10 protein-coding genes, 1 pseudogene and 1 other annotated feature are annotated in these 15,082 nt (G+C 58.4%); of the genes and pseudogenes, 5 read left to right on the top strand and 6 right to left on the bottom strand.

The window, feature by feature from the left end; genetic code table 11:
• Positions 1-194: 194 nt before the first annotated feature.
• The 3 genes and pseudogenes from EI171_RS11565 to istA form a co-directional block, all read right to left on the bottom strand.
• Positions 195-1,381, bottom strand: a protein-coding gene (locus tag EI171_RS11565) for an IS3 family transposase (protein ID WP_161533388.1) whose coding sequence is annotated in 2 segments (ribosomal slippage) — positions 195-1,129 and positions 1,129-1,381 — 1,188 coding nt in all. Because the reading frame shifts where the segments join, the coding sequence is not laid out codon by codon here.
• Positions 1,382-1,973: 592 nt separating this feature from the next.
• On the bottom strand, positions 1,974-2,837 hold the full coding sequence (gene istB / locus EI171_RS11560; protein ID WP_039183785.1) for an IS21-like element helper ATPase IstB: 864 nt from the start codon (positions 2,835-2,837) through the stop codon (positions 1,974-1,976).
• An 8-nt stretch (positions 2,838-2,845) separates the two neighbouring features.
• Positions 2,846-4,336 (bottom strand): annotated as a pseudogene (gene istA / locus EI171_RS11555) (IS21 family transposase); the annotation flags it as partial.
• Positions 4,337-4,480: 144 nt separating this feature from the next.
• Between istA and EI171_RS11550 the strand changes: the two are divergent.
• The 3 genes from EI171_RS11550 (at position 4,481) to EI171_RS11540 (ending at position 8,694) form a co-directional block, all read left to right on the top strand.
• Positions 4,481-5,395 (top strand): branched-chain amino acid transaminase, encoded by a 915-nt coding sequence (locus EI171_RS11550; protein WP_161533387.1) that lies wholly within the window; start codon positions 4,481-4,483, stop codon positions 5,393-5,395.
• Positions 5,396-5,879: 484 nt separating this feature from the next.
• Complete coding sequence (locus tag EI171_RS11545; protein WP_161533386.1) at positions 5,880-6,713, top strand: class I SAM-dependent methyltransferase; 834 nt, start codon at positions 5,880-5,882, stop codon at positions 6,711-6,713.
• An 877-nt stretch (positions 6,714-7,590) separates the two neighbouring features.
• Positions 7,591-8,694: a hypothetical protein gene (locus EI171_RS11540; protein WP_161533385.1), complete on the top strand. Its 1,104-nt coding sequence runs from the start codon at positions 7,591-7,593 to the stop codon at positions 8,692-8,694.
• Here the strand turns inward: EI171_RS11540 and EI171_RS11535 are convergent.
• A protein-coding gene (locus EI171_RS11535) for an IS3 family transposase (RefSeq protein WP_246740221.1) occupies positions 8,658-9,889 on the bottom strand; the annotation gives its coding sequence in 2 pieces (ribosomal slippage) (positions 8,658-9,598 and positions 9,598-9,889; 1,233 coding nt in all). The genes EI171_RS11540 and EI171_RS11535 overlap by 37 nt on opposite strands.
• Positions 9,489-9,605: a sequence feature (AL1L pseudoknot), on the bottom strand. Its footprint overlaps the gene before it by 117 nt.
• A gap of 81 nt (positions 9,890-9,970) precedes the next feature.
• Between EI171_RS11535 and EI171_RS11530 the strand changes: the two genes are divergently transcribed.
• Both EI171_RS11530 and EI171_RS11525 read left to right on the top strand, forming a co-directional pair.
• Positions 9,971-10,471, top strand: coding sequence for a carbohydrate porin (locus tag EI171_RS11530; protein WP_371740505.1), 501 nt, complete (start codon positions 9,971-9,973; stop codon positions 10,469-10,471).
• Between the two features lie 712 nt (positions 10,472-11,183).
• Positions 11,184-12,437 (top strand): extracellular solute-binding protein, encoded by a 1,254-nt coding sequence (locus EI171_RS11525; protein ID WP_161533384.1) that lies wholly within the window; start codon positions 11,184-11,186, stop codon positions 12,435-12,437.
• A 353-nt stretch (positions 12,438-12,790) separates the two neighbouring features.
• On the opposite strand, the gene EI171_RS11520 is transcribed toward EI171_RS11525, so the two are convergent.
• Positions 12,791-13,861: a hypothetical protein gene (locus tag EI171_RS11520; protein ID WP_161533383.1), complete on the bottom strand. Its 1,071-nt coding sequence runs from the start codon at positions 13,859-13,861 to the stop codon at positions 12,791-12,793.
• Positions 13,862-14,117: 256 nt separating this feature from the next.
• Positions 14,118-15,035, bottom strand: coding sequence for a TauD/TfdA family dioxygenase (locus EI171_RS11515; RefSeq protein ID WP_161533382.1), 918 nt, complete (start codon positions 15,033-15,035; stop codon positions 14,118-14,120).
• Positions 15,036-15,082 lie beyond the last annotated feature (47 nt).

Below are 15,082 nucleotides of genomic sequence, written 5' to 3'. Positions count from 1 at the left end.
CTTCAAATCGGATTGCTGGTTGACGGCATCAAGGCGATCCTCCACCTCGTCCGATACACTAGGATCGGAAGGACCTGCACTAGCTTGTTGCTCTTGCGGTCTCTCGTCCAGGTGCTGGTCAAAGGCCGCATGGCCTATGGTTTCATCTTGCTGGGTCGCGCCTGATGTGCTGCTGGTGACCTGCCACTGAGTTTTCATCCGGTGGCTGTTAGAGTCTCGGGGTTTTGTACGCCAAGTGGCGCGGGTGGAGCAACGGACGATCGGCGGAGCTGGTCGGGGTTGCGCAGCCGGTCGTCCGTTGCGGTGAGGTGGGCGGCATAGGCCGCGGGGGTCAGGTATTTCAGCGACGAGTGAGGCCGCTGGAGATTGTAGTCGGCAACCCAGTTGGCGATCTTGGCGCGAGCATCGTCGAGTTCGAAGAACAAGGTCTCGTTGAGCAGTTCGTCGCGCATCCGGCCGTTGAAGCTCTCGACAAAGCCGTTCTGCATCGGCTTTCCTGGTGCGATGAAGTGCCAGTCGATGGCTGCGTCCTTGCACCAGGCGAGCATGGCGTTGCAGGTGAACTCGGTGCCATGGTCGGACACGATCATTCCTGGCTTGCCGCGCCGCTCGACGATCGCCGTCAGTTCGCGGGCCACGCGCCGCCCCGAGATCGATGTGTCCGGAATGGCGCCCAGGCATTCCTTGGTGACGTCGTCGACGATGTTGAGGATGCGGAAGCGCCGACCGTTGGCGAACTGGTCGTGGACGAAATCCAGCGACCAGCGCGCATTGGGCCTCGCCTCGACCAGGATCGGGGCACGGGTCCCCACGGCCTTGCGGCGAGCCCGCCGCTTGCGGACGGTGAGCCCTTCTTCCCGATAAAGCCGGTAGATCCGGTTGATCCCCGAGGCCTCTCCCTCCCGCCGCAGCAGGACGAACAGCCGGCGGTAGCCAAAACGTCGCCGCTCGTTGGCGAGGTCACGCAGCCGGCCGCGTAGAGCAACGTCCGGCGGACGGCTAGAGCGGTAACGGACCATCTTCCGATCCGCGCCCACGATCGAGCAGGCCCGCCGTTCCGACAGGCTCATGACGGCCTGCAGATGCGCGACAGCAGCGCGCTTGGCGGCGGGCCCTACCATTTTTTTGAAAGGAGCTCGCGAAGGGCGGCTGCATCGAGCATCTGCTCGGCAAGAAGCTTCTTCAGCTTCCCGTTCTCCTCCTCCAGGGCCCTCAGCCGCTTGGCCTCGGAGACATCCATGCCGCCGAATTTGGCCTTCCAATTGTAGATCGTCGCTTCAGAGATCCCGTGCCTGCGAGCCAGATCGGCCGTCTTCGCCCCGGCCTCATGCTCCTTCAGCAGCGCGATAATCTGCTCTTCCGTGAACCTTGCTCGCTTCATCTGTCCGTCCTTCTTCAGGCCGGACTCTAACTCCTTCTGGAGGAAATACTCAGTGGCAGGTCACTGGAATCCAACGTTGCGGTGTCGAGCGTGTCATGGATTCGAACCATCACGTAACTCCGTTTGACGATGTTTCCGTTCGATGCAGTCGCAGATCAGCCCCGAGATGTCTCCACCACGTCAGGATGGCAGGTCTAGCTTTCGAGAAGCTGACCGGTCGAGCAAAATGGTCGGATTGCTGCATCCATCCAGGACTTCGAGGCGGTCGTGGCGGATGAGGCGACGAGATGTCGGATTAAGGCAAGACCACGTTTGGCTTCATCGACTTGATGAGTGCACGCAGAGCGTTGTCGTCTTAGGCGGCGACGCACAAAAGGCTCGATCGCGTTTCGGCTCCGCTTTGGTTCACATCTTTGTCGAAAACGAAGGCCCGGATCTCATCCGATAGGCCGGCTTTGCGGCTTCGCTCCCTGCCGCGCCGCAGAATGCCGACGGCAAGGCCCCTCATCCCTACTTTGATCAAAACCCATCCAAGTTGGGCCTTTGTCACGGAAGATTTCCTCGTATTTTTCACCCTCGATGGTTTCCTGTGTCAATCGGCCTGTAAATTTGACCCCTCATCGGCGTCCAATTTTGACCCCTTCGTGCGCCGCGGTTTGACGGTAGCGCTCGGCTCGTTGGAGCTGGCCGGGATAGCGGAGACGAGACGAGCGCGGGTGGCGTGATCGTCGTCGCGGCTTTTGAAGCGCCAGCTGTCATTGCCGGTCTCGACGATGTCACAGTGATGGGTCAACCGATCGAGCAGCGCGGTGGTCATTTTGGCGTCGCCGAACACGCTCGGCCATTCGCCGAAGGCGAGATTGGTGGTCACGATGACGGAGGCGCGCTCATAGAGCCGGCTGACGAGGTGGAAGAGAAGCTGGCCACCGGACTGGGCGAAGGGCAAATAGCCGAGTTCATCCAGCACAATGAAGTCCATCCGGGTCAGATGCTCGGCGAGCCGTCCTTGCCGTCCGTTGCGGGTCTCGGTCTCGAGGCGATTGACGAGGTCGACTACGTTGAAGAAGCGGCCGCGGGCACCGGATCGGATGCAGCTTCTGGCGATGGCAATGGCCAGGTGGGTTTTGCCTGTGCCGGTGCCGCCAACCAGCACGACGTTGCGTTGTTGGGCGATGAAGCCGCCGCCAGCAAGATCATTGACGAGTGTCTGATTGATCGGCGTGCCGTCGAACTGGAAGTCGGCGATGTCCTTGGCAAGCGGAAGCTTGGCAATGGTGAGCTGGTATTTGATCGACCTGGCTTGCTTCTCGTTGATCTCGGCGTTGAGCAGGTCGCCGACAATGCGCTGAGGTTCGTGCTGGCGCTTGACGGCAGTTGCCATGATCTCGTCGAAGGCAGCCTTCATGCCGTAGAGCTTGAGTTCGCCCATGAGGTCGAAGATTTGGGTTCGTTCCATCAGATGGTCCTCCGGAGGTTGTCGTAGCGGGCACAATCGGCGATCGGTGCATGACGGAGCGTCAGTGCGGCCGGCGTCATGATGTTGGCCGGTGGGGCGGGTTCACGTTGACGGGCCAGGATATTGAGAACGACATCGGCCGAATGGACGCTGTGACTGAGCGCTTCGGCACAGGCCGCTTCCACCGCGGGCAGACCGTCAGTCAGCACCGCGTTGAGGATGTCGACCATCTGTCGATTGCCGTCGTCGGTGCTGGCAAGCTTGCGCCGGATCCGCTCGATCGCGGCTGGCAGCACCCAGTCTTTGAAGGGAGCACCGTTGCGCAAGGCGCCGGGTTTGCGGGCGAGCACCGGCACATAATGCCAGGGGTCGTAGACGGTATCGCCGCGGCCAAAGGATCGCGGGTGCTCGGCAACGATGCGTCCATCCTGACGGATCACGATGCGATCGGCATAGGCTTGAACCTCGACCGGTCGCCCGACTGCGCTGGCTGCGACCGAGTACTTGTTGTTGTCGAAGCGCACCAGGCAGGTCTTCGAGACCGATGCCGTCACCGCATGGAAGCCGTCGAAGCGGCCGGCATAGGGAACGAGTTTGGGGCGTTCGGCTTCGAACACTTCCCAGATCGTCTGATCGACCAGCTCCGGATGGCGATGAACCTTGGCGTAGGCGATGCATTTGTCGAGCAGCCAGGCGTTTAACTCGTCGAGGTTTTTGAACCGCAGCCGCGGCGTGAAGAAGCGTTCCCTGACCAGCCCGACCTGGTTCTCGACCTGCCCCTTCTCCCAGCCCGACGCTGGCGTGCAGGCGACCGGATCGACCAGATAGTGGCTGCACATCTGCAGGAAGCGGCGATTGTAGAGACGCCCTTTACCGACGAAGATCGTCTCTACGGCGGTCTTCATGTTGTCGTAGATGCCGCGGGTGCAGGTGCCTTTGAACAGGGCGAACGCCCGGTCGTGGGCGTCGAACACCATCTCCTGCGTCTCCCGCGGATAGGCCCGCACGAACAGCATGCGGCTGTGACAGAGCCGGACATGGGCGGCCTTCACCATCACCGTGGTGCCGCTCAGCAAGACCACCTCGTGGCTCCAGTCGAACTGGTAGGCTTCGCCTGGGGCAAAGCTTAGCGGGACATAAGCAGCCGCGGTCGATTGCCCGCGTTCCTTGCTCCACCGCCTGGCGTAACGCCGCACCGCATCGTAGCCGCCGTCATAGCCACGGCTGCGCAGCTCTTCGAAGATCCGGATTAACGTCAGCTGTTCACGAGCCGGTTTGGCCGCGTTCGCCGCCAGCAGTCCGTCGAGCTCTACTGCCCATCGTCCCAGCTTTGGCCGCGGCTGCACTTGCCGCTCGTACTCGAAGGAGGTCTCTCCTGACCTCAGCACCTTCCGGACCGTGTTCCGCGACACCTTCAGGTCACGGGCAATCTCCTTGATCGTCTTGCCCTTGATGAAGTGCTCGCGCCGAATCCGCGCAATCGTCTCCACGATCAGCATCCTCGACCACCTGCTTCATTCCAAAGCAGGCAGCGCAACAGACCAACCTATAGGGGGTCAATTTTGGACGCCGATCCCCCGGCTTAGGGGGTCAATATTGCAGGCCGAATGACAATGACAACTCAGAATAGGGTGTAAGCATAGATGTTGGCGCCAGAATTTGCCTATCTCAACGGCCGAATTGTCAGATGGGATGACGCCAGGGTGCATGTATTCTCGCCCCTGGCGAAGTACGGCATTGGTGTTTTCGAAGGAATACGCGGCTATTGGAACGAAAACGTCCAGCAATTGTATCTCTTTCGTCTTGCGGAGCACCTCGAGCGATATGCCTTCTCGCAAAAGGCAATGAGGTTCGATCAGCCGATCTCCAGCGATAAGCTGATCGAGGCACTCATTCATCTCTGCCGTGCAAATGCATTTCGCACGACGGTGCATATTCGGATGATGGCTTTCATTGATGGGCTTGGCGAGTTGGTAGCAAAAGGACCTGTAGGAACTGCGATTACGGCCTTGCCCCGCGGGGCCACTAGACAATCCGTCGAAGGCGCTTCTGCTCAGATCAGTTCCTGGATGCGCATGCCGGACAACGTCATGCCCGCACGCATCAAATGCAATGCAAACTATCACAATGCACGATTGGCCATGATGCAGGCCCAACTCGATGGATACGATATCGCTTTTCTCCTTAATTCGAGAGGAAAACTGGCGGAGGCGCCAGCAATGTGTATTTTCATGGTTCGCGATGGTCAGTTGATAACGCCAAGCGGAACCAGCGATATACTGGAATCGATCACACGCCAGACTGTTATTCAGTTAGCACGAGAGTATCTCGGGGTAGATACCGTCGAGCGCGATGTCGACCGGACGGAACTTATCCTTGCCCAAGAGGTGTTTTACTGCGGTACCGGCGCCGAAATCACTCCGGTGACGTCGATCGACCGCATGGCCGTAGGGAGTGGTCAACCAGGAGCGATCACACGGCAACTCATCGAAATCTACCTTGCAATCGCCACCGGAACGAATACCGCACACGGGGCATGGCGAACTCCTGTCTTTTGAAGACATTGATGCGAACGGGAGGACCTCAACTTAGTCCCTAGCCGTAGTCATTGATGTCATCATCGGCGGATTATTGCGGTTGTCCAACCCGGAACTGCCGAAGTGCCGAATCTAATTGCTTAACGCGCCGCGGACGCTGCTGGCGGTCGCTAACCTCGGTAAAGGACCGCGCCACCAACCGCGGGCGGCGCTATTTGCACCACAGCGACAACCGGGATGTGTGCGCCCCTCCCCTCTCGCTATTATGCTGGTCACCTACTGGTATTTGTAGTCTGCGTCTTGAGCGCTACTTGATAGGATAGACGGCGTGATTGATCGCAGATTTGATGAATTCGTCCGCATTCGGGGTACCTTTACTGTCTTCGTCGCCCTGAACGTGCGGGAACGATCCCGCCATCAGTTGGATTCGAAGCTACTCGCTCGGCTTCTATCGGCGTGACGGATGCCGCTCTCGTTTGTTTAACTTCTCCGCTCGAGGACCGTTATGAATGAACGGGTGACTTGGCAGCTCTATAACGGCGCCGCTCTGGACTACGACGAGTATAGGCCGAGATATCCTCACGCGGTCTTTGAAATCCTCACGGACTATCATTCGCCACTTGCGCCACTGCGGTCAGCCGCAGACATCGGCGCGGGAACGGGGATTTTCAGCAGACAGCTAATGGCGTCAGTTCCGAGCATTGAGCGCCTAACCTGCATTGAGCCAAACAGCGATATGGCCGCCGTTGCGAAGGAGCGGTCCGCGACGTTTCGTGGCCTCGACGTCCTCGCCGGATTTGCTGAGATGCTACCGCTCTCAGATCATTCATGTGAACTTGTGACGGCAGCAACCGCGGCTAACTGGTTCGATCGGCCCGTATTCTACCAAGAGGCTGCACGGGTGCTGAAGCCTTCCGGAACATTGCTGCTCCTACAGAATAAGCATCGGCACGAGGAAAGCGCATTTCTCGATGATTTCGCCAGCCTGCAAGAGCGCCACATCCCTGGATTTCGCCGAGACCACTACTCTGATTTTTGGGGCGGTTATGGGAAGGCTGATTTCGAGGCGGAACTCCGTTCGAGGCACGATTGGGGCGCTGTGGAGCGCTACAAGCTCGAATGGCGCCAGACGATGACCGCACAGCAGTTTCGCGGCTACTGTCAATCAGGACATATAAAGACGGCGATCGCTAGGTCTGGCGCCGTAACAATCGCCAAGGAGCTCGATGGCCTTCTAGACCGGCACCAGGATGCGTCAGGTTATGTCAATGTTGACTGGCTGACCGATCTCGTTTTGAGCAGAGCCCCACCTGAGGAGCAACCGCTGGGGAATCGCTAACTTGCTTTATCCGAACTGCCAAAAGCCGCCGGGTGATCGACGTTTGGCTCCCATCCAGGCTCGATGCCGGCCGTGCCGGACTGTTGAGTGAGCCGCAGCAGCTGCGCGCGATCGGTGCAGATGCTCGTCGACCGATCCTTGCAAAGGCTGGGTCTGGCTCGCGCTACTGGCGCTGGAATGGGCCTAGGCTGTCTGCGACCCCGTCTAGATCGCGCGCAGAGACGGAGGCGTCTCACGATTGTGTTCGGCGCCCGGTCAGGACCAGCTGGCAGTCGACCAAGCCGGCTATGAGCTTGCCTGGCATCAATCTCTTCTTCGCGGGATGCCAACATGCGGACAACGGTTGCTCCTAGAGCGTGGCCCCGATGATGACTGGCCGATTCAACGCAACCGAGTCTTCTTCGCGCAGAAAATGGAAGGGTACGCTCTCGGCTCGAGGCAGACGTGGATCCGACACCGGAGCAAGTCGGAACTTGTCCGATTGCTTGGGAGCCGTCTCGATTGTCGCCACAACCGGCTGGCACTGAGCAGAAGTCCGAATATGCGCCTGATCAAATCTGGATCATTCCGGCCGAGGTCATAACGCACCACGCTTCAACTGCACCGTCGGATAATCCAAAAGGCGATGACCGCCCCGGACAGCCTTCCAATCCGGGCGTCTTCCACTTGACCACACTCAGATCCCGATAACTTGGACGGTCCGCCTGCCCGTAGAGTGATCTTGCTGCGCAGTCGCCTCGCAATCGTATCCCAAACAGTTAGCGTCATCGCATCTTACAGGTGATCACATCGAATTATCCTATGCCTGTCATCCTCCAGTTGCGGTCACGATGCCAAACACAGCGCGCAACGGCTCTAACCGCGTCTGGGGGATTCTATGCGCATTAAGATGAACAGTAACGATGTACAAAATGATCAGACAAGACCGTCATACTCGGCATCAGGACATGCGTTCCGCTTTCGATCCATTAGAAAAGCGGAGCTAGCAGTTGCATGTATCCTGGCAGCAAGTCTGATTCCCGGAAGGGCGCTGGCACAAACGACTAATATGTCCAATCAGAAAAGCGACACTCTGAGCGCGGTCGCTAAGAGAAACGTTCAAAAGAAGATGGTCCAACTTGGGAGTGATACTGGTGAAAAACGAACAGCGCGTGCTGACGCTCGCCCAGCCAAAGCTATCACCCCCCAGCCCGGCCCATTCGCAAAGTTCGAAAACCTCCGCATAAAGGGATTGGAGGTCAACTTACCTGGCCCAGCCGATACCTTGGTTCAGGACAAAGGAGGCATAAGATCCGCGCTCGCAGAGATTGGGATCGGATACATTGCTTGGACGCAAAATACCTACGTTAGCAACCTTCTGCCGAATGCAGCCAAGAGCACCATCGCCAACCAACTATATAGCGGACAGAATCCGACTTTCTATACCCTCAATTACATGATGGTGACCTATGATCTCAGCCGGTATGGAATCCCCGACGGTCAGATCATTGTTGGAACCGAGCAGCAAGCTTGGACCTGGCAGCCCGGGGGCCCAGATAGATGGGGGATCAATACCATCGCCTACTACCAAACCTTTTTTGATCGGAAGCTCGAGCTCAAAGTCGGCTACCTCATGAACTCGTATGAGTTAGCCGGCACGGTGGTCGGAGGAAATCCAGGAGCAAACGTCTTCGGACCCTCATCGAATGTGCTGTATCAAGGAGGGATGAACTTCGCGCCCGCGCCGACACCGACTCTCAACCTGACCTACCATTTCGATGACCGACTGTACAACAAAGTGTCGTTCCAACGCTCTACCAGTCCAGACGGGGTGTTTGCGCATATAACTGCAAATTCAACGGGCTTAAACTGGAGTACAGCGAACGCGGGCCTGCTGTTGCTTGACGAGAGCGGTTATCGCAACAGTGAACCGCCCCGGGTTTGCCGGAGGCCATTTGGTTTAAGTTATGCCACCATGGCGGGTTGTTCCAGCATGGCGTAGTAGCGTTGTTCGGCTTCGGCCGGCGGGATGTTGCCGATGGGCTCCAGGAGCCGTCGGTTGTTGAACCAATCCACCCATTCTAGGGTCGCGAACTCGACGGCCTCGAAGCTGCGCCATGGCCCGCGCCGATGGATCACCTCAGCCTTGTAGAGACCGTTGATGGTTTCGGCGAGAGCGTTGTCATAGGAATCTCCGACGCTGCCGACAGAAGGCTCGACACCAGCTTCAGCCAGGCGCTCGGTGTACTTAATGGATACATATTGGCTGCCCCTGTCGCTGTGGTGCACGAGCCCGCCACGATGGACCGGCCGTCGATCATGCAGTGCCTGCTCCAGCGCATCGAGCACGAAGCCTGCATGCGCCGTGCGCGAGGCTCGCCAGCCCACGATCCTGCGGGCATAGGCGTCGATCACAAAGGCGACGTAGACAAAGCCGGTCCAGGTCGCGACATAGGTGAAGTCGGAGAGCCAGAGAACGTTCGGCCTTGGCGCCTTGAACTGGCGGTTGACGTGATCCAGCGGGCATGGCGCGGCCTTGTCGCTGATCGTAGTCTTGACGGATTTGCCGCGGATGACCCCTTGCAAACCCATGTCACGCATCAGTCGCGACACCGTGCAACGGGCAACATCGAAGCCTTCGCGCTTGAGCTGGCGCCAGACCTTGCGCACGCCGTAGACGGAGAAGTTTTGATCGAAGACGCGCCGCACCTCGATCTTCAGCGCGGCGTCCTGCCTGGCGCGCACCGACAGCTTGGCGGGATCGCGCCGCTTGGTCACATGGGCGTGGTAGGTCGAGGGGGCGATCGGCAAGACCTTGCAGATCGGCTCGACCCCATGCGCCCCACGATGATCGTCGATGAAGGCGATCATGGCTTGAACCGGCGGTCGAGCTCCGCCATCGCAAAATAGGCGCTTGCCTTGCGCAGGATCTCGTTGGCCTGCCGAAGCTCGCGGTTCTCCCGTTCGAGCGCCTTCAGCTTCTCGGCCGTGTCGGTCGGAACGCCGGCCCGCTGCCCGCTACCGACCTCGGCCTTCTTGACCCAGTCATGCAGCGTCTGCGGCGTGCAGCCGATCTTGGCCGCGATTGACGTAACTGCCGCCCAGCGCGACGGGTGCTCGCCGGCGTGATCCAGAACCATCCGAACCGCTCGGGTCCGGACCTCGGGTGAAAACTTGTTCGTCGTCTTGCTCGTCATGGCTCCATCCTCTCAGGAGTTGGAGCCTCCGGCAAACCCGGGGCGGTTCACAGCGCGGCTCCCGGTTTACCCGAGACGTGGTTGCGGGCGGGTGTTGGCTTCAACAACAGCCACTACACGAACTTGGCATCTCCAACCCAATCGAGAGCTGACGAGAATAGCCTTTATTACGTCGCTGCCGACAGGCAACTCTGGCAGAGCCATGTCCATGACGCCGCATCTCGTGGCATCTATGGTGGATTCTCGGTTATGGGAGCTCCGCCTGACCTCAACAAGGTTAGCCAGTATTATGAGGTCCGGCTTTACGCGAAGGGACTCTTTGATAGTCGGCCCAGTGATCAAATCTCGCTTGTTGCTACCGACACGGTGTGGAGCAGATTTGCAGTCGATGCTGCGGCGGCCAAAGGAAATCTCGTTCATCGGGACGCGAAAGCAATCTCCGGAACATATACTGCGCATCTTGGCCCGGGAATATACGCGAGCTTGGGGCTGACATATATCGATCACCCGACAAGCATCACATACACGCCCCAAATCGGCCATGCCCTAAATTTCTCAGCGTCTACATCGATATTCTTCTAGTAGCTGAAATCGTAGAGCCCCGGGAGAAACCGGGCGAGCCGACACGCAAATGATGCGTCTTAACTTATGCTCAGTGCACGCGTGGGCGACGCCAATGGCGTCCCCTCGCAGTTTGATTAGTTTGGTCCACACCCCGATCCATGCTTACAGAGCCCCAACGAGCGGCTCGCCGGCCAGTGGGTATTTGCGACTTATTACTTCGGAGGAGCTGAACTCCTGCACTTCTAGCCGGACGCTCAACCTGCCTAGCCGCGGCTTGGCCCCCTCTCGCAATGCACACCTGATCTTACTTAGCGCAGACGTATCCAGTGTTCGATTTGCCCGCCGCGTTCGGCCGCGGAGATCATTTGCCGTTGTTTCGGCCGACAATCGCAATTCGGTGATCATCAAGCCACCCAGAGCACGCGATGATTACATGTTGCGCGTTTCTCATATAATTTTTCGATGCTTGTCATCTGCATGTCGCCATCCACCTCTTGAAGTCCTTAGCAGGCTAGCGCGACCGAGAGGTCGAGGAATTTATCGCTGTGACGAGATGTGGAGACAATGGCACAACGCGTCGTTGACGACCGACCGATCGGAAAAGCTCCAGCCTGACGCCTGCTCCTTGGTTTGACTGGTGATCGGCGCAAATGCTGTAAAAACCATACCCGCGGGGCGAGCGGCCGGTTGAGACGCTTGCTCGCTGAATTCTTTTGATTGGAGACTAACAATGAGACGTCTGCTTGCGGTGGCTTTGTTCTTGGTGGTTCCGATTGTTATCGCCAGACCGAGCATGGTTTACGCGCTGGAACTGCGTGTGAGCTATTCGCCCGCCAATTTTTCTGCGATGTACAATGCAGTCGCGGCTGAATTCACAAAAGCGTACCCCGAGATCACAATCAAGTTCGAAACGGCGAAGAGCTACGACGAACTATTGCAAAGTACCTTGCGCGCCCAATTGATTAACGACGCGCCTGACGTCTCGCACCAGGGCCTCAATTATATACGGCTGCTGGCCGATCGTGGCCTTGCCGTACCGCTCGACCGCTTTATCTCGGCCGAACCGGAGTGGACTCAGCAGGGTGTTGCTGACGCCATTCGAAACATCGGATCGACCGGTGACAAGGCTTATGCCGTCCCTTATTCGCTGACGACGCCAGTGCTGTTCTACAATAATGCCCTTCTCGCCCGCGCCGGCGCTGACCCTGCCAACCTCCCCACGACCTGGGACGACGTTTTCGATTTGGCAAAGAAGATCTCAAAGCTGGAGCCGAACGTCAGCGGGTTCTACATGGAGTATAATGCCAATGGCGCGTGGGGCTTTGAAACACTGCTTTTTGCGCATGGCGGCAGGATGATGACCAAGGGCGAGGGCGATATCGCCTTCGACCAGCGGCAAGGGCTTGCCGCTATGGCAACCGTAGCACGCGCCGCAGATTCCGGGATGATCGACTTGTCGCGTGACAACGCCCGTCAGTCGTTTGTCGGCGGCAAGATTGGTATCTACTTGACATCCAGCAGCCTTCTCACCGATTTCGAACAGAAAATCGGTCGGCATTTCATGCTTACGATGACGCCGATCCCTTTGGCTCACGACGGCAAGACCTTGGCCGCCGGCAACGGAATGATGATGCTAACCAAGGAGCCCGCTCGGCAGGAAGCAGCGTGGAAATACATCAAGTTCGCAGCAAGCCCGCGGGCACAGGCAATCATGGCGGCGATGACCGGCTATACACCAATCAACACGGCCGCCCTGTCGGATCCACAGCTACAGACGCTTTATCGGGAAAGGCCGAACTACAACGTTCCGCTGCGGCAACTCAGCAATCTGGTGGCTTGGTATGCATTTCCGGGCGAGAACAGCGCGAAGGCCGCGGCGATGATCGTGGACAAGATGCAACTGGTGGTAGGCGGCAAACTCTCGGCGCAGGCGGCGCTCGATGACGCCGCCAAGGAGGCGCGCAAGCTCATTCTAAAGAAGTGATGACGTGCTAAGGCGCCGCTCCCGCAGCGCCTCTCTGATCTTTCCTCGTGAACGGCGTGTACCAGCAGCATCGCAGCGGTCGTTGTTTGACGCCCAGCAACCTTGGCGACCGGCTTCGTGTGAGGGGCGAGCGCCTGCCGCCCCCCAATACGATCGAAGGATCGCCAACCATGTTTGGATTGCGTCTGTATAACTAGCAGGCCGGAGTGTGATCGGACTGGTCGACCGACCAGCTTCGGAGGCCAACTCGTGCTTTCGGACAAGCTTTAGCGACACCTTGTGAGGGCGCGGGCATCATCAGAAGTGCGTATGAATGCAGTGAGCGCGTGCTTTGAAACGGCTGAAGGCTGTCATTATTTCGTTTCTGGTGCCGGTTGACTGCAGAAGATGGCCGAGACTTCAGCCTGCAGGGATACGATTTCGGTGGCGAGATTTGTCAGATGATGTGCTGTTGCTTTGGCGCCGCGCTCACCTATGAAGAAGAAATGACCGCCTGATACAGTACGCGTGAGCCGGCGTGGCAAATCTAACATCAGCGACCGCAACTGCTCCCAACGCTGAGGACCGATAGTGGAAAGGTCGGGGCATCCGCTAACGTAGCGCTCGAAGACGTGCTGTGCGTTCAGGAAACCCCAGGTGAGTGAATCGGTCAGCGCGTGACGCGCATCAGAAGACCGCGTCGGCGCTATTACACCCGTCAGCGGATGGGAGCCAAAATCGAAAGTGCCGAGTTCGTCCGTCACTTCGGTAACCGAAACGACCGCGCTGCGCGATCGCAGAAATTGCGGCTCTCCGCGCAACAGAAGCGGCGTATTTACACGATAGTCCCGTTGATAGACCTCTTCGGGGATGATCACGCGCTCATTGTCGGCCGCTTGGGCAGCAAGTTCAGCACACCAATTTGAGTGACGCGTTGGTAGACCGGGCTCATTGGCCGAGAGAGCCCACAAGCCCGCCTCCGTCACGGGCTCGCCCCTCTCGAAGACGGGCACCAGGCCGGGAAACGGAGCGCTCGCAGCGAGCGAAATAAAGCCGATCGGCGGCAAACCGCCTCGGGCGAGGCCTCGACAGACTGAGCGCGCAACCCGGCCCGCCATGCTCCAGCCGGCCACGACGACTCGCCGTGGCGCAGGACAGGGGGCCAAAAGGCCGAGGGTGATCGCGGTCACCGATGCCCCCCAGTCGCTCACGGTCATCTCGGGATAAAGCCGGGGAAAGATGGGATGATCACTGGGATAGGAGACGGCCAGAAGCCCCCATCCGACCTCACGCAGCCAGAAGTCGAGGAAGTCCCGTGGATCCGCGCCCGGGTCGCCATATGCGACCCGGGCCAGATGGCCACCGCCAGGCAAGAAAACGACGGTTGGGTTGGTGCCGGTCGGCGGACGCCAAAACACAATAGCAGGAAACGTGCCGCCATTCATAAACAGCTCGTTCGAAAACAGCGCGGCCGCCGATCTCGGGGCGGGCTCTGAAATTGTCGACGAACAGGGAACCACCCCACTTCTCCAATGATGGTGCGACTTGTGGTCCGGGAAACGGCCCGCCAGTTTTCGGCACTCTCGGACCGAGGGTAGGCTCGTCTTGCGGGCATGGATGAATCGCTACAGGTCAGATGGCACAGCCCACCTTCAATCTGTCGCAACTCTTTCTGCTGCCACTTGGCCCTAGCGACTTAGATTAGGACGCCAATGCATACGGAATGGGTGGTTCGCCCTCCGTCGTGATGTGCCATAGGACGCGCCGTTCTCGAGAGTCGAACGCCTCACGTCTATGAAGCGTGTAACTGTTATCGAAAACGAAGAGATCATCGACACCTATCACGTCGCCCCATGTATCGTTATAGGCTTCGACGTATGTCCATAGCAGGTCAGAGAGCTTCTCACTCTCTGCGCCCGTCAAGCCTTCGATAAGGCATTGTCGCTGTCGAGGGAGATACAAGGATGGTCTTCCGCTATGGGGATTCAGGCGCACGAGCGGAAAGCTGGGCCCAATATGCCGACGATCGGCCCCTTCGGGGAGTGCTGCAATTTGCTCGGCATATTCAGCAGCGAAATTATACTGTGAATAATGGATGCAACTCAGTCGGCTCAGATAGGATGTCAAGCAGTGAGGCAGGCGATCATGGACATCGGAGAGGTTCATGAAAAAGGTCTTCGGTGGATTTGTTTTTGGCGACTCGCGTCCGTACAAGAACGTCAACTTGACCGGCCGTGGCAGATAGGTGCCATCGGTGTGCCAGTAATTCTCAGAGGAACCACCGTCACCGATCGGGCGGCCATCATCATTCGCTACGTTCGAGACGACCTTGATTTCAGGATGGCCAGGCAAATGCGCGCTACTTGAGGCTGCGGCGCGCTTTAGCGTCTTTGTATGGCCGAAGGCAGACGCAAGCGCGACGAATTCGCTTGGTGACAGATGCTGGCTACGAAAGCGAAGCACAAGGTGCGTTTCGAGCGTTTCGCGAAGCGCAGCGACAACGGCGGCGTCTTTCGATTCCGCCAATCTGCGGAGATCAACATTGGCGACATCCGCGCCGATTGCGGAAGAAAGCTTTGTTATTGTGAACATCGGAGTTCCTTTTGAAACCATATCCATTTCAGCGCTTGCCGGGGCAATGCCTGTGCATTCGACAAGAGGAGAAT

This window comes from Bradyrhizobium sp. LCT2, assembly GCF_009931255.1.
Lineage (GTDB): Bacteria > Pseudomonadota > Alphaproteobacteria > Rhizobiales > Xanthobacteraceae > Bradyrhizobium > Bradyrhizobium diazoefficiens.
This window is presented reverse-complemented; position numbering and strand designations above follow the sequence as displayed.